This is a genomic window from Flavobacterium sp. N1736 (assembly GCF_025947065.1).
Taxonomy (GTDB): Bacteria; Bacteroidota; Bacteroidia; order Flavobacteriales; family Flavobacteriaceae; genus Flavobacterium.
In genome coordinates, this window is sequence record NZ_CP109994.1 from 1,288,978 (window position 1) to 1,306,927 (window position 17,950).

Consider the following 17,950-nt stretch of genomic DNA (forward strand, 5'->3'; position numbering starts at 1 on the left):
GCGATGAAATTTACAGCAGAACAAATAGCAGGAATTTTAGAAGGAGAAATTGTTGGTAATCCCAATGTAGAAGTTTCCCGCTTATCTAAAATCGAAGAAGGCGAGGAAGGATCGCTTACTTTTTTGGCTAACCCAAAATATATCAACTACATATATACTACAAAAGCGAGCGTAACGATTGTTAACGACAGCTTTGTACCAGAAGCCGAAATCACTACAACTTTAATTAAAGTAGAAGATGCGTATGCCTCTTTTTCTAAACTTTTGCAGTTTTACAATCAGGTAAAACTGAATAAAAACGGGATTGAAGCGCACTCTTTTATAACGGAAGGAACTAAATATGGCGAAAATCTATACTTGGGAAGCTTTAGTTATATTGGTCAAAATGTGATTTTAGGCAATAATGTGAAGATTTACCCAAATAGTTTTATTGGTGATAATGTTGTTATTGGTGATAATGTATATATTTTTGCCGGGGCTAAGATTTATTCTGAAACCGTAATTGGCAATAATTGTACAATACATTCAGGAACAATTATAGGTGCAGATGGTTTTGGTTTTGTACCAAATGAAGAAGGGGTTTATAGTAAAGTACCGCAAATTGGTAATGTTATTATAGAAGATAATGTTGATATTGGTGCAAATACTACAATAGACAGAGCAACTCTGGGATCTACAATTATTAGAAACGGAGTTAAATTAGACAATCAAATTCAGATTGCACATAATGTAGAAATTGGTAAAAACACTGTAATCGCTGCTCAATCAGGCGTTGCGGGTTCTACAAAAATTGGCGAAAACTGTATGATTGGCGGGCAGGTTGGTATCGCAGGTCATTTAATAATAGGTAATAACGTTAGGCTTCAGGCGCAGTCCGGAGTTGCAAGAAATATTAAAGATGATGAAGTGCTGCAAGGTTCTCCATCGCTTGGATATGCTGATTTTAATAAGTCATACGTTCATTTTAAGAATTTACCTAAAATTGTGGCCGAACTGGAAGAATTGAAGAAACAAATAATAAACCCAAAAAATGGAAATAATGGTTAAACAGAAGACCATCAAAAATGAAATTTCGCTAACAGGAGTTGGATTACACACTGGAAAAGAAGTTACAATGACTTTTAAACCAGCTCCAATTAATAACGGTTTCACTTTTGTAAGAATTGATTTGCAAGGTCAGCCAGTGATTGAAGCTGATGCTAATTATGTTGTTAATACACAAAGAGGTACAAATTTAGAAAAATTAGGTGTAAAAATCCAGACTCCGGAACACGTTTTGGCTGCATTGGTTGGATGTGATCTGGATAATGTTATCATAGAATTAAATGCTTCTGAACTGCCTATTATGGACGGTTCTTCAAAATATTTTGTTGAAGCTATTGAAAAAGCCGGAATCGAAGAACAAGATTCTAAACGTAATGTTTATGTAGTAAAAGAAGTTATTTCGTTTACTGATGAAGCTACGGGAAGTGAGATTTTGGTAATGCCAAGCGATGATTATCAAGTTACTGCAATGGTTGATTTTGGTACTAAAGTTTTAGGTACTCAAAATGCTACTATGAAAAGTATTGCCGATTTTAAAGATGAAATCGCAAATTCAAGAACTTTTAGTTTCCTGCATGAGTTAGAGTCTTTATTAGAACATGGTTTAATTAAAGGCGGAGATTTAAATAATGCTATTGTTTATGTAGATAAGGAAATATCTGACTCTACAATGGAAAATTTAAAGAAGGCTTTTGGTAAGGATAAAATTTCGGTAAAACCAAATGGTGTTTTAGATAACCTTACTTTACATTATCCAAACGAAGCTGCGCGTCATAAATTATTAGATGTTGTGGGTGATTTAGCTTTAATTGGTGTTAGAATTCAAGGAAAAATTATTGCAAATAAGCCTGGGCATTACGTAAATACCCAATTTGCTAAAAAGATTGGAAAAATCATTAAAATCGAACAAAGAAATCATGTTCCGGTTTATGATCTGAATAAAGAACCTTTGATGGATATTCACAAAATCATGGCGATGTTACCTCACCGTCCACCATTTTTGTTGATTGACAGAATTATAGAAATGTCTGACCGCCATGTAGTTGGTTTGAAAAATGTTACAATGAATGAAAATTTCTTTGTAGGACATTTTCCTGAGGCTCCGGTAATGCCGGGAGTTTTAATTGTTGAAGCTATGGCTCAAACAGGAGGAATTTTGGTTTTAAGCACGGTTCCGGATCCTGAAAATTATTTAACATATTTCATGAAAATTGATAATGTTAAATTCAAACATAAAGTATTGCCCGGAGATACGCTGATTTTCAAATGCGAATTGATTTCTCCTATCCGTAGAGGAATCTGTCATATGCAGGCAAATGCTTACGCAAATGGTAAATTAGTTACTGAGGCAGAATTAATGGCGCAAATTGTAAAAAAACAATAATAATTTTATCAAATTTATTGTTTACGTTTGTTGCCCAAATTAGATTATTTTAATTTAAAATATAAAACTTACAGATGAATCAACCATTAGCATATGTTCATCCTGGCGCTAAAATCGCTAAAAATGTTGTAATTGAGCCTTTTACAACAATTCACAATAATGTTGTTATTGGTGATGGTACCTGGATTGGTTCAAATGTAACCATTATGGAAGGCGCTCGAATTGGTAAAAATTGCAATATTTTTCCGGGAGCGGTAATTTCTGCGGTACCACAAGATTTAAAATTTGGCGGAGAAGATTCTCTTGCGATAATTGGCGACAATTGTACGATTAGAGAGTGTGTAACTATAAATAGAGGTACAGTTGCTTCAGGGCAAACTATTTTGGGTAACAATTGTTTAGTTATGGCTTATGCCCATATTGCGCATGATTGTGAGATTGGAAATAATGCTATTATTGTAAACGGAGTTGCTCTTGCAGGTCACGTAGTTGTTGGTAATCACGCAGTTATTGGTGGTTTGGCAGCTATTCACCAATTTATTCATATTGGAGATCATGCTATGATTTCTGGTGGATCTTTGGTTAGAAAAGATGTTCCGCCTTATACAAAAGCGGCAAAAGAACCATTATCATACGTAGGAATTAATTCTGTTGGTTTAAGAAGAAGAGGATTTAGTACTGAAAAAATTAGAGAAATTCAGGAAATTTACAGAATTTTATATCAAAAAAATTACAATACTACTCAGGCTTTAAGTATTATTGAAGCTGAAATGGAAGCTACTCCTGAGAGAGATGAAATTCTGGATTTTATCAGAAATTCATCAAGAGGAATTATGAAAGGTTATTCAGGGAATTATTAATTTTAGAGTTTAGATTTCTGATTTTAGATTTCTAAGCTGCAGATTAAAAAATAATATCATTAAATATAAAAAATGAAGATTGATTCTGTTGAGAATCTAAAATCTACATTCTAAAATCTAAAATAAAAACAAATGGCATCTACATCAGATATTAGAAACGGATTGTGTATTAAATTCAATCACGATATTTATAAAATCGTTGAATTTCTTCACGTAAAACCTGGAAAAGGTCCCGCTTTCGTAAGAACAAAATTGAGAAGTTTAACTACAGGAAGAGTATTGGATAATACATTTTCTGCAGGACATAAAATTGATGATGTGCGTGTTGAAACGCATAATTATCAGTTTTTATATGCTGAAGGAGATGAATTTCATTTTATGAATACAGAATCTTATGAGCAAATTTCTTTAAATAAAAACATTTTGGATGCTCCGGGATTATTGAAAGAAGGAACAAGTGTAATGGTTCAGGTAAATACTGAAACTGATTTGCCATTATCTGTAGATATGCCATCTTCTGTAATTCTTGAAGTTACTTACGCTGAGCCGGAGTAAAAGGAAATACAGCTACAAACGCAACTAAATCTGCTACGGTAGAAACTGGTGCAACTGTAAACGTTCCTTTATTCATCAACGAAGGTGATAAAATTAAAATTGATACAGCTTCAGGTTCTTACATGGAGCGTGTAAAAGAGTAGTTTATTAATTAGATAATTTGTCAATGAGTCAATTAGAAAATTGATGCTACAGCAGAAATTGAATATTTTTATTTTCTAATTGACACATTTTCTAATTGGCACATTTTCTAATTGACAAATTTTCTAATTTAAATATATGAAATTTCCAAAAGTTCACTCTTTACGAGAAATTGCAAATTTGCTTGAGTGCGAATTTATAGGAGACCAAGACTTCCCCGTTTTAGGTATGAATGAAATACATGTTGTCGAACCGGGCGATATTGTTTTTGTAGATCATCCTAAATATTACGATAAAGCTTTACAATCTGCAGCTACAATTGTTTTAATTAATAAAAAAGTAGACTGTCCCGAAGGTAAAGCACTTTTAATTTCTGATGATCCTTTCAGAGATTTTAATACCTTAACTAAACATTTTAGACCTTTTCAGGGAACAAACGTATCTATTGCTCTTTCTGCAAATATTGGCGAAGGAACTGTAATTCAGCCTAATTGTTTTGTTGGAAACAACGTTACAATTGGTGAAAATTGTTTGATTCATTCTAATGTTTCCATATACGACAATACGGTTATTGGCGATAATGTAATAATTCATGCAGGAACTATTTTAGGAGCTGATGCTTTTTATTATAAAAAACGTCCTGATGGTTTTGATCAGTTAATTTCCGGTGGACGGGTTGTTATCGAAAATAATGTTGGTATTGGTGCTCTTTGTACTATAGATAAAGGAGTTACAGGAGATACAACAATTGGTGAAGGAACTAAAATTGACAATCAGGTTCATGTTGGTCATGATTCAGTTATAGGAAAAAAATGTTTAATTGCTTCACAAACCGGTATTGCGGGATGTGTTGTTATTGAAGATGAAGTTACAATTTGGGGACAAGTTGGTACTACAAGCGGTATAACAATAGGAGCGAAGGCTGTTATTATGGGACAAACTGGTGTTACTAAATCAGTTGAAGGCGGAAAATCTTATTTTGGAACTCCAATCGAAGAATCAAGAGAAAAGTTAAAGCAATTAGCCAATATCAAAAAGATTCCTGAAATTCTAAATAAATTGAAGTAATATGTCTATAAAAGAATTTGTTCAAAAATTTTATAAGTCGGATGCCTTGATTGACAGCGAAATCATGAAAACTTATTTGCATCCCGAAGTAAAGTTAGATTGGCATAGCACCAAAGGACTAATCGAAATGGATTATGATTCGATGCTGGCTATGGCGAATGAATTAAGTCGTGCTTATGTGCGTTCGAAAGTTAGAATTAGCCATATTATTGCCGAAGATGACTTAGTTTCAATTCGTTACTCTCATTTTGTAAAAACGATTGAGAACCCAAGAGAAGAAATGCTATTGGCGCATTTTTCTACAATTTGGCAAATTAAAGATGACAAACTTTATCGCGGTTATCAAATGAGTCAATTTTCTTAATTTTTTTGAGGACAAAAACGTTAAAATAGATTACAAAACCTTATTTTTGCAACACAATTTTAAAAACTACATAAAATATATATCATGAGTGTTTTAGTTAATAAAGATTCCAAAATAATTGTTCAAGGATTTACAGGAAGCGAAGGAACTTTCCATGCTTCTCAAATGATTGAGTACGGTACTAATGTTGTTGGTGGTGTTACTCCTGGAAAAGGAGGAACCAGCCATTTAGACCGTCCGGTTTTTAATACAGTAAAAGACGCTGTAGAGCAAGCCGGAGCTGATACATCTATCATTTTTGTTCCGCCGGCTTTTGCTGCTGATGCAATTATGGAAGCTGCTGACGCTGGAATTAAAGTAATTATTGCAATTACAGAAGGAATTCCTGTAGCAGATATGATTAAAGCTAATAATTATGTTAAAGAAAGAAATTCAAGATTAATCGGGCCAAACTGTCCGGGAGTTATTACTCCGGGTGAAGCTAAAGTTGGTATTATGCCAGGTTTTGTTTTCAAAAAAGGAACTGTTGGTATCGTTTCTAAATCAGGAACTTTAACGTATGAAGCTGCAGATCAGGTTGTAAAACAAGGTTTAGGAATTACTACAGCTATTGGTATTGGTGGAGATCCAATTATTGGAACTACTACTAAAGAAGCTGTTGAATTATTAATGAACGATCCAGAAACTGAAATTATCATCATGATTGGTGAAATTGGAGGTCAATTAGAAGCTGATGCTGCTAAATGGGTTAGAGCTGATGGTAACCGTAAACCAGTTGTTGGTTTTATCGCCGGAGAAACTGCTCCTGCTGGTAGAACAATGGGTCACGCAGGTGCTATTGTTGGTGGTTCTGATGATACAGCTGCCGCTAAAAAACAAATTATGAGAGACAACGGAATCCACGTTGTTGATTCACCAGCTGAAATTGGTAAAAAAGTAAAAGAAATACTTGGATAATCTCCAATATTTAAAATAAAAAAATTCCAAAAAAGTCTCAATGTTTACTTGAGACTTTTTTACATTTTAAAAATACTGAGGTATAAATAAAAAAACTTAGCATCTTAGAACCTCAGTATCTTAGAGGCTTAAAAAAGAAATATGTACAAAGAATTAGAAAAGTTTAAAGTAAGCAACAGTTTTACTTTTACGATCGAAGATAGTTTAGAACAAATTTGCAATGCTCCCGAAGGAAGCGCTGGAATTTTTGTTGTTTATGCTGTTGAAGGTGATGCAAAAGAATTGATAATGGTTTCTTCTACAGGAACTGTTCAAAATGACGGAACTTTGAAAAGCAAAAACGGTGGTTTATATGATAAAATCGTAAACGGACACCAATTTGCAAAAACAGGAAGAAAATATTCATGGCCGGCACAAATGAAGTTAGAAAGTATTGACGCTCTTGAAGTAGTTTGGTACGAAACTTTTAATGCTGATGTAAAAGCAATTCCAACAGCAGTTGAAGGTCTGGTTTTGCAAAATTTCTTAGATGAAAATGCAAAATTACCAAGATGGAATGTTGCTTTCTAAAAGCTATTAAAATATAAATTTTTGAAAAAGCCTTGCTATTTATTTAGTAAGGCTTTTTTTATTAAGTTGTAGGTTTTCAATTTTTGGTTTTATATATTTAGCATCCAAAAACAAACCTAAACTATGATTAAAAACTACTTGCTATTACTGGCTTTATGCTTCTTTTCGTCTATAAATGCTCAGGTAATTACTATTCCTGATGCTAATTTTAAAGCTGCTTTGATTGCGGCTGATCCTGAAGCTTTAAATTATTCGGCTTTAGATAAGGATGGATATGGGTTGAAAGTCGATGCAAATGATGATGGAGAAATACAGCAGTCCGAAGGATTATTAATAGCTACTTTATATGTAACAGGCAAAGATATTTTAACATTAGATGGGATTCAGGAATTTAAAAATTTGAAATTTCTGGATTGTTCTCAAAATAATATTACCACTCTTGATTTGAGTGCATTAGTAAAACTGGAATCATTATTTTGTGATTTTAATAGTTTAAATAATTTGAATCTTGAAAATCTGTCACAGCTTCGTGATTTATCTTGTGTAAATAATCAATTGACGAGTTTAGACCTGCGTAGTTCAGTTAATCTTAAATTTCTTTATTGTGCAAGTAATAATCTTTCAAATTTAAATATATCCGGTTTAAGTAAAATAACTCAAATTGATTATTCTTATAACAGTTTAAGTAATTTAGATATAAGTAATCTTTCAGCTCTTGATTATTTAGGTTGTTTTTCTAATCAAATAATTAGTTTAAATTTAGATAACTTCAACAAACTTGAAGTTTTATATTGTGGCAACAACGAATTGACAGATTTGAATTTGACAAATTTGCCAAAGCTGAAACATTTAGCATGCCAGAGCAACTCACTTACCACTTTAGATGTCACAAAATTACCTGCACTTGAATCAATTTCCTTTGGTAATAACGAATTTACAGCTATAGATTTAAAAAGTCTGAGCAATCTTAATTCGGTATCAGTTATAGGATCTTCATTATCCGGCATCGATGTTAGTGAATGTCACTCTCTGAATTATCTTTTTGTATCCGGAAATTCTTTATTAGAATCTATATTCATGAAAAATGGCAGTTTGGAAAGCGATATTATAATTGAAGCAAATGAAAAATTAAAATATATCTGTGCAGATGAAGAACAGATATTAAAAGTTAAAACCATATTAGAAGAAGCAAACCAGCTTGAATGTAATGTAAACTCCTATTGTTCGTTTGTTCCAGGAGGAGAAAGTTTTACGATTCAGGGAAGTAACAAATATGATATAGACAATAATGGCTGCGATGCTGCTGATATTCCGGCATCTTTTTTCAAATTTAAAATTGATGATGGTTCAAAATCGGGGACTTTTATAAGCGATGAAACGGGAAATTATGGAATAAATGTACCCGCAGGCTTGTATAATATTACTCCGGTTTTTGAAAATCCTTCTTATTTTTCTGTTTCACCGGCAGCTTCAACAATAGAATTTGCAACAGCTACAAGTCCGTTTTTGCAGGATTTTTGTATTACATTAAACGGATTACATAACGATTTGGAAATTACATTTTTACCAATTGGAGTAGCAAGGCCAGGATTTGTTACAAAATATAAAATTGTCTATAAAAATAAAGGAAATACAACGCAATCAGGAACTGTTAATCTTTTGTTTAATGATTCAGTATTAAAATTAATAAATGCTAATCCGGCAGTTTCAACGCAGTCTTTAAATAATTTGTCATGGAGTTTTGCTAATTTAAAACCTTTTGAAAAACGTGAAATTGCATTTTCTTTAGATGTAAATTCAACCATGGACACGCCGGCAGTACAAAATGGAGATATTATTCCATTTACGGCTTCTGTAAGTTCATCACAAACAGACGAAACGCCAATAGATAATACTTTTGCTCTCGATCAAACGGTGGTGGGTTCTTATGATCCAAACGATAAAACGTGTTTAGAAGGTAATGTTATTAAACCGGAATTAGTTGGAGAATATGTTCATTATATGATTCGTTTTGAAAATACAGGAACTTATTTTGCCGAAAATATTGTGGTGAAAGATATGATTGATTTATCTAAGTTTGATATTTCGACATTAATACCAATAAGTTCAAGCCATAGTTATACAACTAAAATTTCTGATGGAAATAAGGTGGAATTTATCTTCGAAAAAATAAATCTTCCATTTGATGATGCCAATAATGATGGTTATATTGCTTTTAAAATCAAAACTTTACCTACTTTAAAAGTGGGTGATTCGTTTACAAATGAAGCTAATATTTATTTTGATTATAATTTTCCAATTTTAACGAATAAGGCAACATCTACGTTTAATACTTTAGGAACTAAGGATTTTGAGTTCTCTGATTATTTTAATGTATATCCAAATCCTGCAAAAGAAACGTTGAATATTTCTTCAAAAAACGATCTTGAAATACAATCAATTTCAATTTATAATATGTTGGGTCAATTGGTAATTGCAGTTCCAAATGCGAAGAATACGACAAAAATTGAAGTTTCGAAATTAAGAACAGGTAATTATTTATTACATATTAAGACGGATAAAGGAATTTCAGGAACAAAATTTATTAAAGAATAAACTTATGTCGTCATGGGTAAAATCTGACAATTACAATTTTGTTTGAAAATATTTATTTTTTAATATTTATTTAAGAATGCTGATGCAGTCAAAGATAGGAGCGGTTTCTGTATTAAGAAACCGCTCCTTTTTTGTAAAAAAATTGTTTTTATATTTTTGCTTTTATATATTTATCGCACAATACGAAAGAATAATGTTAAAAAACTGTTCTCTCAATATTAAGAAAGCCTGTCTTCAAAAAATACGACGCCTCGATAAATATGAAAAGCCAAATTTTAAATAGCAAACCATTAGATGATAATACTCTTTGGAGTAATTTAAAAGTTGGCGATGAAAAATCTTTTTCGCTTCTTTTTGAAAAGTATTATAAGGATTTAATTAGTTACGGAAATTCACTTTCTCCTTTTTCAGAAAAGGTGCAGGATTGTGTGCAGGATGTTTTTGCTGATATTTGGGTTTATAGAAACTCATTGCAGGAAGATGTTGTTGTAAAGGCTTATTTGTTATCGAGCGTAAGAAAAAGAATTGCACGCTTATTTCAAAGAGATCATATTTTTCGTAAAACTACTTCGACTGAGGCAATTGAATTTCTTTTTGACTTTTCTATAGAAAACGAATTAGTTGAAGATGAAGTTACTGCAGAACGTGTTTTATATTTGAACAAATTACTTAACGATTTGCCGGCACGCCAAAAAGAAGCTTTGTATCTTAGATATCATCAAGGTTTGACTGTTGAGCAAATTGCAGAATTGCTGGATGTTAATTATCAATCGGCAAATAACTTATTGTACCGCGGATTATTGAGTCTTCGTAAAGAATGGAAGGGCAATTTATCCTATATTTTACTACTATCTTCGGGGGTTTTACAATTTTCTTAAAAAAAACTTAAAAAAAATCACAATTAGGTGAGTATATAATAAGAAAAGTGTCCTCTATGTTTTTGTAACCTTATTTCTAAATGCAAAAACGTAATAATTATACCGAAATCGAAGACCTTTTATCCGATCAATCTTTTCAATCATGGGTTTTATTAAAAATTGATGAGCAAGGCTGGGAGGAATGGACTTTAGAAAATCGTCAACGAGCGAAATTAGTTGAAGATGCCAGACTTTTATTGCTGGCCATGAAAGTTACTGATATTAATTTATCTCAAAACGAGATTTATTCAGCGCTGGAATCTACCTGGAAAAAGATTGAAGAAAAAGAAAGTTTTTATAGAAACACAAAATCAAAAATAGTACATCTAAAAAAGTACTTGTTGGGTGGTGTTGCTGCAGCAATATTGCTTTGCTTTTTATCCATCTGGGTTTTTAAAAATAACAGCATAACAAGTAATACCGTTGTTACATACAATGAACTGATTGAAGAGAATAATGAAGGTCTGGTGGAACAAACCAATAATTCAGACATTTCACAAATCATCACATTATCTGACGGAAGTTCGGTTTTATTACAACCAAAAAGTAAATTAAGTTATCCTAAAATCTTTACCGGAAATGAAAGAAAGGTCTATTTATCCGGCGAAGGTTTCTTTGAAATTAGTAAAAATCCCAAAAAGCCTTTTTTTGTTTACGCAAACGAAATTGTAACAAGAGTTGTTGGTACTAGTTTTAGAATTAAAGCATATCAGGACCAGCAAAATGTTGAAGTTCTTGTTCGCACCGGTAAAGTAAGGGTAAAATCAAACAGTCTAATTTCGAATGCAACCAATAATGAAGTGATTTTACTTCCAAATCAGGCACTTCGATTTATTCGTAAAGATTTAGTTTTTAATAAAATAACCAATATTACCAAAGACGAAGTTCTGGTAAAAAGTGTTGGAAATATTGAACAATTAAGTTTTGAATTTAACGATATTCCAATTGCTCAAATTTTCGAAACAATAGAACAGGCTTATCTGGTTAATATTGATTATCCTAAAGATAAATTGAACGACTGTCATTTAACAACATCATTAAGTGACCAGCCGCTTCCGGAAAAACTTAAAATTATTTGTAAAAGTATTGGAAATGATACAAGTTTTGAGATGAATGGCAATCAAATTACCATAACATCAAAAGGCTGTAACTAGAAAAAAATCTTTTTCAAGTAAATAAAATTTAAACTAAAAACCAAACCTAAATATTATTAATGCCTATGTAACAATGCAATACATAAAAAAAGTGCCGAAATGCTGTAACATTATCGACACTTAAATTTAATTGAATTGCTTTCTGTAAAAAGTAATTCATAACGTTTCTTAAAAATACACTCGAACAGTATTAATCAAAACACACCAAAATTATGAAAAAACCAGTTGTTAAACAACGATTACTCCACCGAATCATGAAAATAACGCTATTTCAGTTTGTCTTAGCACTTGTATTTTCAAGTGTTACAATGGCAAACAGTGTAAATGGACAAAGAAAACTAGATACGAAAGTTACGATTACTGTGTCAGATTTAACTTTAGATAATGCTTTATCGAAGTTGCAAAAGTCTGCACATGTAAAGTTTTCGTACAATTCAAGATTGCCGCAATTGAACCAAAAGGTTACGATAGAGGCCAATCAGGAAGTTTTGTCTAGTGTACTTAATCGAATTTTAAAACCATTTAATATTACTTTTTCGGAGGTAAGCAACCAGATTATTTTACAAAAAGATACTTCATTAGAGCCATTTTCTAATTTAGATAATAATAATTCCTTATTTGCTACGCTTATGGCAGGGCCTATCATTAAAGGAAAAGTAACAGACCCGTCTGGTGTGCCGCTTCCTGGTGCAACAGTAATGGCAAAAGGTACTAAAATTGCTGTATTGACTGATTTTGATGGAAATTTCTCTATCGAAATGCCGGCAAACAGTACAGCATTAGTTGTTTCTTATGTTGGTATGGAAACTAAAGAAATTGGTATCGAAAATACGGCTCCAACTGTTATTTTGAATGAAGCAGGACAAAACCTGAAAGAAGTTGTAGTAACTACAGGTTATGAAAAAACATCAAAAAGAACATTTACGGGTGCGATCAGTAAAATTTCCGGAGCTGAATTAAAAGTAGACGGAGTTGTTGATGTGAGCAGAATGATCGAAGGTAAAGCTGCCGGTGTTACGGTACAAAACGTAACGGGTACATTTGGTACAGCGCCTAAAATTACAGTTCGTGGATCGTCTTCAATTTTTGGAGATACAAAACCTTTATGGGTTATTGATGGAGTTGTTCAGGAAGATATTATCAATGTTTCGTTTGCTGATTTAGCTTCAGGAAATTCATCAACATTATTAAGTTCTTCGGTAGCAGGTTTAAACTCGAATGATATTCAAAGTATTGAGATTCTGAAAGATGCATCGGCAACATCTATTTACGGTTCAAGATCGTTAAATGGGGTTGTGGTTGTTACTACAAAACAAGGACGTAGAGATTCTCCGTTAAAAGTGAGTTATTCTGTAGAAAATACAGTTAGAACAGTGCCAAGTTATACACAATATGACATCTTGGATTCTCAGGAATCGATGAGTGTTTTTCAGGAAATGAGACAAAAAGGGTACCTTGATTTGAGTTCATCGTATACAGGTAGATTTGGAGGAGCTTATAATATTCTTGCAAAAGAGATTAACAATTACAATACCAGTGGTGGTCAATACGGAGTTAAAAATGACCAACCGTATATTAACGAATTCCTAAAAAAATACGAACTGGCAAATACAGATTGGTTCAGTGTTTTATTTAGACCATCTATTACTCAAAACCACTCATTAAGTTTTTCTGGTGGTGGAAAAAACAATACATTTTATGCTTCTCTTGGATATTACACAGATCCGGGATGGACTATTGCTGATAATGTAAAACAGTTAACATCAAACATTAAAGGGACTTTCTTTGTAAACGACAGATTAAATATTACAGTTTCGAGTATGGGTTCGGTACGTAATCAACAAGCTCCGGGATCTTACGAAAGTAAAGAAGATGTGGTATTTGGAAAAACAACGAGAGATTTTGACATCAACCCGTTTAATTATGTTTTAAGTACAAGCAGAACTTTAAGACCTTATGATGATAATGGTAATTATGAATACTACCAAAACAACTGGGCGCCAATGAATATCATCAACGAATTAGAAAATAATACGTTAGATATTAAAGTAAATGATATTCGTTTTCAGGTTGATTTAGATTATAAAATCAACAAAAATTTAACTTACAATCTTACAGGTTCTGCACGTTATGCAAACACTTCAAGAGAGCATAAAATTTATGAAGGTTCAAATGTTGTTGCAGCCTATAATGCAGGTGTGGGAGATAATGTAAATACAACAATACAAAGTGCCAACGTATTTTTATATCAAAACCCAAATGATTTAACAGCGCCAAAAGTGTCTGTTTTACCAGAAGGAGGTTTTTTAAGAAAATATACAAATGACCTGACTTCTTACAACATTAGAAATAGTGTTACGTATAGAAATACAATTAAAGACAAGCATGAAATTGAAGGTTTTTTTGGTACAGAGCTTAGATCTGTAGACAGAAATAATGACAATTTTACTGCTGTAGGTATTCAGTATGACAAAGGTCTTGTACCATTTATTGATCCTAAAATCATTGAAAAAATTGTAAATGGAGGAGATTCATATTATGAGTTTGGTGAAGAAAGAGAAAGAACGGTTGGTTTCTTCGGTAAAGTAGGTTATACATACGATCGTCGTTATACAGGATCTATTACAGGTCGTTATGACGGATCTAACAGACAAGGAAACAGCAATTCATCAAGATGGCTGCCAACTTATACATTTAGTGGAAAATGGAATGTGGCTGAAGAAAGCTTCATGAAAAATGTAGAATCTGTTAATACTTTGGCTTTAAGAGCTTCTTACGGGCTTACTGCAACGGCTGGTCCTGCAACAAACTCATTAGCTATTTACAAAAGTTTTATAACAGATCGTTTTAACCTTTCTGATAGAGAAAATGCTATTAGAATTGAAGATTTACAAAATCAGGATTTAACTTGGGAAAAACAATTTGAAACTAACATTGGTGTAGATTTAGGTATGTTTAACAATAGAGTACAATTAACAACAGATGTATACAGACGTAAAGCGTTTGATTTGATTGATTATGTAATTACTTCAGGAGTTGGAGGACAATCTGTTAAACAAGGTAACAATGCCGATATGGAAACTAAAGGTATTGAGCTTGGATTTACTACTCAAAACATTGTAACAGATAGTTTTAAGTGGTCAACAACATTAAACTTCTCAGTTTATGATCAAAAAATTACAAAATTAGCAAACAAACCATCAGCATTTGATTTGGTTGATTCTAATGGAGGAAATACAGTAGGACATCCTAGAAACTCGATCTATTCGTATCAGTTTACAGGATTAAACAATCAGGGATTACCAACTTTTATTTTACAGGACGGCGCTACAAATAACATTACAGAAGCTGACTTTCAGGATACGAATGATGTTACTAAATACTTGAAATATGAAGGATCAATTGAGCCTAATAAATCAGTTGGTTTAGCAAATACATTTACGTATAAAAACTGGTCATTGTATGTATTTGTTGTAGGATCTGGCGGAAACAAAGTTCGTTTGAACCCAGTTTATAGCAATGAATATACTGATTTAACAGTATTTACAAAAGAATATGCAAATCGTTGGATAAATCCTGGCGATGAAAATGTAACTAATGTTCCTGTTATTGCAGATAAATTATTAAATAGAAATTACGGAGAAAATGATTTACAAATCGCATACAACACCTATAACTTCTCTGATGTAAGAGTTGCAGACGGTGATTTTGTGAGATTGAAAAATGTTTCTCTAAGCTGGGAATTTCCTAAAGATTACAAGAAAAAATTAGGAGTGAGCACTTTTACATTAAAAGGATCAGCAGTAAATCCATGGTTGATTTATTCAGATAAGAGATTACACGGTCAGGATCCTGAATTCCGTAATACAGGAGGAGTTGCTTTCCCAATCACTTCTCAATACACATTTACTTTAAATGTTTCATTCTAATATATAATTAATATGAAAAATATAAAAATAACACTTTCATTATTATTACTGATAAGCATTAGTAGTTGCGATGAATTTCTATCAGAAGTACCAGATAACAGAACACAAATTAATACACCTGAAAAAATTTCAGAGTTATTAGTTACAGCATATCCTAGCAGAAGTTACATAGTAATAGGAGAAACAATGTCTGATAACGTGTTTGACAGTAGAATTACGGAGTCAGATTTAGATAACGAACAAAGTTTTAACTGGGAAATGCAAACCCAATCCGGATTAGATACTGAATCTGCTTTTTGGAATGCATCTTATGAAGCTATTGCAGCAGCAAATCAGGCTTTGTCTGCCATTGAAGAACTTGGAAGCCCGGCTAGTTTGAATCCTCAAAAAGGAGAAGCATTAATTGCAAGAGCTTATTCTCATTTTATGTTGGTTTCTTTTTGGGCAAATCGCTACAATCCTGCAACTGCCGCAACAGATTTAGGAGTTCCGTATATAACAGAACCGGAAGGAGCTTTGTTAGTAAGTTACAAACGTAATACTGTAAAAGAAGTATTTGATTTTATTGAACAAGATATTATCGAAGGTTTAAAAAATGTTACAAGTGATTACAAAGAGCCTAAATACCATTTTAATGTAGCTGCAGCAAGAGCTTTTGCAGCCCGTTTTTATCTGGTAAAAGGAGATTGGGATAAAGTATTAGAGTTTTCAAAAGAAATGGGTACTAAACCAACAACGCTTAGAGATTATGTTGCTTTTAATGCAGCAGCATCTGCCCAAAAACCTTTGGAATATTCAAAAGTAGAACAGCTAACAAATTTATTGGTAGCCTATCCAAATTCAATTGCACGTAGAGGATATGTAAACAGATTTTACTTTTATGCGAATGAAGAAGATAATATTTTAGGTACAGATACCAACCTTTGGGGAAAACCATGGTTAATTTATACGTCATCTTTTTATAAAAATAACGTAATCATTCCTAAATTTTACGAATACTTTAAAGTTACTAACGTAACTGCAGGAGTTGGAGAACCTTATACAGGAGTTGTACTTTTAAGCAATGATGAATTATTCTTAAACAGAATTGAAGCAAATGTGATGAAAAATAATTTTGCAGAAGCTAATACGCAGCTGGAATATCTTTTTTCACTTAGAACATCAGGATACAATGCAGCTACAGATAAAGTTACAGAAGCAAATATAGCGGCTAAATATCCGGTTATTGCCGATGAATATACACCATTCTATACTTTAACTCCGCTACAGGCTTCATACATAAAAGCTATTGCCGAAGCAAGAAGAAGAGAATTCATTCAGGAAGGTTTGAGATGGTTTGATATTAAACGTTTTAATCTTGTAGTAGAGCACGATACATACAATAACGGTAATCAAATTGAGAGAAAGAACATCTTGGTTAAAGATGATAAAAGAAGAGCATTGCAAATACCGCAAAGAGCATCAGATAATGGAATCGAAAAAAATCCTAGATAAAAATTTAATTTAATTATTATGAAAATATTAAAAAGATATAAAGCGATTGCAATGATTACAGGAACAATGTTATTTGTTTCCTGTGCTCATGAAGACCAGCCTACAGAAACACAATTAGATTATACAGTAAAAACCAAAACAGTATTAGATAACTGGATTGACGCTAGTTTTTTAGATCCGTACAACATAAAAGTATATTATGAGTGGAATCAGAATCTGGTAGATAATAACCGTTACTTATTTCCGCCAACTGTCGATAAAGTACAGCCTGCAATGGAAATAGTAAAAAAAATCTGGATTGATAGTTATTCAACAATTGGAGGAGCAGATTTCGTTAAGAAAATTTCTCCAAGAGAATTTGTATTAGTTGGAGGAACAAACTTAAACACAACCGGTACAATTACTTTAGGATTAGCAGAAGGCGGACAAAGAGTTACACTTTTTGACATCGATTATTTAAACAAAAAGAGCAGACCTGCTGTTACAGAATTTATTCATACCATTCAACACGAGTATGTACACATTCTAAACCAGACAAAACCGTTTGATGAGCAAGCCTGGTCAAAATTAACACCATCAGGTTATACAGCAAGCTGGTATATTCAAAGTACAGCAAGTTCAAGAGCCTTAGGTTTTATAACAAGTTATGCAAGATTAAATATATACGAAGATTTTGCTGAAACTGCTTCAACTATTTTAACAAGCTCAAAAGCAGAATATGATGCGATTTTGGCTGGTGTTACAGATGCTACTGCAAAAGCTAATCTTAAAAAGAAAGAAGCAATTGTTGTTCAGTATTACAAAGATAATTTCAATATGGATTTTTATGCTTTAAGAGATGAAGCACAAAAAAATACAGATTTTATCATAAACAACTAAGAATAACAATAATAATGAGTGATAATTAATTTATAAAAT

The 17,950-nt window shown here is 32.4% G+C and carries 13 protein-coding genes and 1 pseudogene; all 14 read left to right on the top strand.

What is annotated here, in order from left to right; translation table 11 throughout:
- Nucleotides 1–3 precede the first annotated feature (3 nt).
- Nucleotides 4–1,047 (top strand): UDP-3-O-(3-hydroxymyristoyl)glucosamine N-acyltransferase, encoded by a 1,044-nt coding sequence (lpxD, locus tag OLM54_RS05565; RefSeq protein ID WP_264537606.1) that lies wholly within the window; start codon nucleotides 4–6, stop codon nucleotides 1,045–1,047.
- Complete coding sequence (locus OLM54_RS05570; RefSeq protein ID WP_264537607.1) at nucleotides 1,040–2,428, top strand: bifunctional UDP-3-O-[3-hydroxymyristoyl] N-acetylglucosamine deacetylase/3-hydroxyacyl-ACP dehydratase; 1,389 nt, start codon at nucleotides 1,040–1,042, stop codon at nucleotides 2,426–2,428. Before lpxD ends, OLM54_RS05570 begins: the two co-directional genes overlap by 8 nt.
- A gap of 74 nt (nucleotides 2,429–2,502) precedes the next feature.
- The gene (gene lpxA, locus OLM54_RS05575) at nucleotides 2,503–3,288 is read left to right on the top strand and encodes an acyl-ACP--UDP-N-acetylglucosamine O-acyltransferase (protein WP_029270176.1); all 786 of its coding nucleotides are present in this window, start codon (nucleotides 2,503–2,505) and stop codon (nucleotides 3,286–3,288) included.
- 132 nt (nucleotides 3,289–3,420) lie between these two features.
- Nucleotides 3,421–3,986, top strand: a pseudogene (gene efp, locus OLM54_RS05580) (elongation factor P).
- Nucleotides 3,987–4,122: 136 nt separating this feature from the next.
- Complete coding sequence (locus OLM54_RS05585) at nucleotides 4,123–5,052, top strand: UDP-3-O-(3-hydroxymyristoyl)glucosamine N-acyltransferase (protein ID WP_264537608.1); 930 nt, start codon at nucleotides 4,123–4,125, stop codon at nucleotides 5,050–5,052.
- Between the two features lies 1 nt (nucleotide 5,053).
- Nucleotides 5,054–5,416, top strand: a complete 363-nt coding sequence (locus tag OLM54_RS05590; RefSeq protein WP_264537609.1) for a nuclear transport factor 2 family protein — start codon at nucleotides 5,054–5,056, stop codon at nucleotides 5,414–5,416.
- An 84-nt stretch (nucleotides 5,417–5,500) separates the two neighbouring features.
- Nucleotides 5,501–6,373 carry a succinate--CoA ligase subunit alpha gene (gene sucD, locus OLM54_RS05595; protein WP_047775108.1) on the top strand — a complete coding sequence of 291 codons (873 nt, stop codon included), beginning with the start codon at nucleotides 5,501–5,503 and terminating at the stop codon, nucleotides 6,371–6,373.
- A 141-nt stretch (nucleotides 6,374–6,514) separates the two neighbouring features.
- Nucleotides 6,515–6,943, top strand: a complete 429-nt coding sequence (locus OLM54_RS05600) for a hypothetical protein (protein WP_264537610.1) — start codon at nucleotides 6,515–6,517, stop codon at nucleotides 6,941–6,943.
- Nucleotides 6,944–7,066: 123 nt separating this feature from the next.
- Nucleotides 7,067–9,538 carry a T9SS type A sorting domain-containing protein gene (locus tag OLM54_RS05605; protein WP_264537611.1) on the top strand — a complete coding sequence of 824 codons (2,472 nt, stop codon included), beginning with the start codon at nucleotides 7,067–7,069 and terminating at the stop codon, nucleotides 9,536–9,538.
- A gap of 260 nt (nucleotides 9,539–9,798) precedes the next feature.
- On the top strand, nucleotides 9,799–10,416 hold the full coding sequence (locus OLM54_RS05610) for an RNA polymerase sigma factor (protein WP_264537612.1): 618 nt from the start codon (nucleotides 9,799–9,801) through the stop codon (nucleotides 10,414–10,416).
- A gap of 80 nt (nucleotides 10,417–10,496) precedes the next feature.
- Nucleotides 10,497–11,609, top strand: a complete 1,113-nt coding sequence (locus OLM54_RS05615) for a FecR family protein (RefSeq protein WP_264537613.1) — start codon at nucleotides 10,497–10,499, stop codon at nucleotides 11,607–11,609.
- A 212-nt stretch (nucleotides 11,610–11,821) separates the two neighbouring features.
- Nucleotides 11,822–15,538 (top strand): SusC/RagA family TonB-linked outer membrane protein, encoded by a 3,717-nt coding sequence (locus OLM54_RS05620; protein WP_264537614.1) that lies wholly within the window; start codon nucleotides 11,822–11,824, stop codon nucleotides 15,536–15,538.
- 12 nt (nucleotides 15,539–15,550) lie between these two features.
- Nucleotides 15,551–17,032: a RagB/SusD family nutrient uptake outer membrane protein gene (locus OLM54_RS05625; protein WP_264537615.1), complete on the top strand. Its 1,482-nt coding sequence runs from the start codon at nucleotides 15,551–15,553 to the stop codon at nucleotides 17,030–17,032.
- 18 nt (nucleotides 17,033–17,050) lie between these two features.
- Complete coding sequence (locus tag OLM54_RS05630; protein ID WP_264537616.1) at nucleotides 17,051–17,911, top strand: putative zinc-binding metallopeptidase; 861 nt, start codon at nucleotides 17,051–17,053, stop codon at nucleotides 17,909–17,911.
- The last annotated feature ends 39 nt before the right edge of the window (nucleotides 17,912–17,950 follow it).

Coding starts and splice junctions, on each gene's coding strand:
- lpxD (WP_264537606.1), top strand. CDS start 4: ATGAAATTTACAGCAGAACAAATAGCAGGAATTTTAGAAGGAGAAATT.
- OLM54_RS05570 (WP_264537607.1), top strand. CDS start 1,040: ATGGTTAAACAGAAGACCATCAAAAATGAAATTTCGCTAACAGGAGTT.
- lpxA (WP_029270176.1), top strand. CDS start 2,503: ATGAATCAACCATTAGCATATGTTCATCCTGGCGCTAAAATCGCTAAA.
- OLM54_RS05585 (WP_264537608.1), top strand. CDS start 4,123: ATGAAATTTCCAAAAGTTCACTCTTTACGAGAAATTGCAAATTTGCTT.
- OLM54_RS05590 (WP_264537609.1), top strand. CDS start 5,054: ATGTCTATAAAAGAATTTGTTCAAAAATTTTATAAGTCGGATGCCTTG.
- sucD (WP_047775108.1), top strand. CDS start 5,501: ATGAGTGTTTTAGTTAATAAAGATTCCAAAATAATTGTTCAAGGATTT.
- OLM54_RS05600 (WP_264537610.1), top strand. CDS start 6,515: ATGTACAAAGAATTAGAAAAGTTTAAAGTAAGCAACAGTTTTACTTTT.
- OLM54_RS05605 (WP_264537611.1), top strand. CDS start 7,067: ATGATTAAAAACTACTTGCTATTACTGGCTTTATGCTTCTTTTCGTCT.
- OLM54_RS05610 (WP_264537612.1), top strand. CDS start 9,799: ATGAAAAGCCAAATTTTAAATAGCAAACCATTAGATGATAATACTCTT.
- OLM54_RS05615 (WP_264537613.1), top strand. CDS start 10,497: ATGCAAAAACGTAATAATTATACCGAAATCGAAGACCTTTTATCCGAT.
- OLM54_RS05620 (WP_264537614.1), top strand. CDS start 11,822: ATGAAAAAACCAGTTGTTAAACAACGATTACTCCACCGAATCATGAAA.
- OLM54_RS05625 (WP_264537615.1), top strand. CDS start 15,551: ATGAAAAATATAAAAATAACACTTTCATTATTATTACTGATAAGCATT.
- OLM54_RS05630 (WP_264537616.1), top strand. CDS start 17,051: ATGAAAATATTAAAAAGATATAAAGCGATTGCAATGATTACAGGAACA.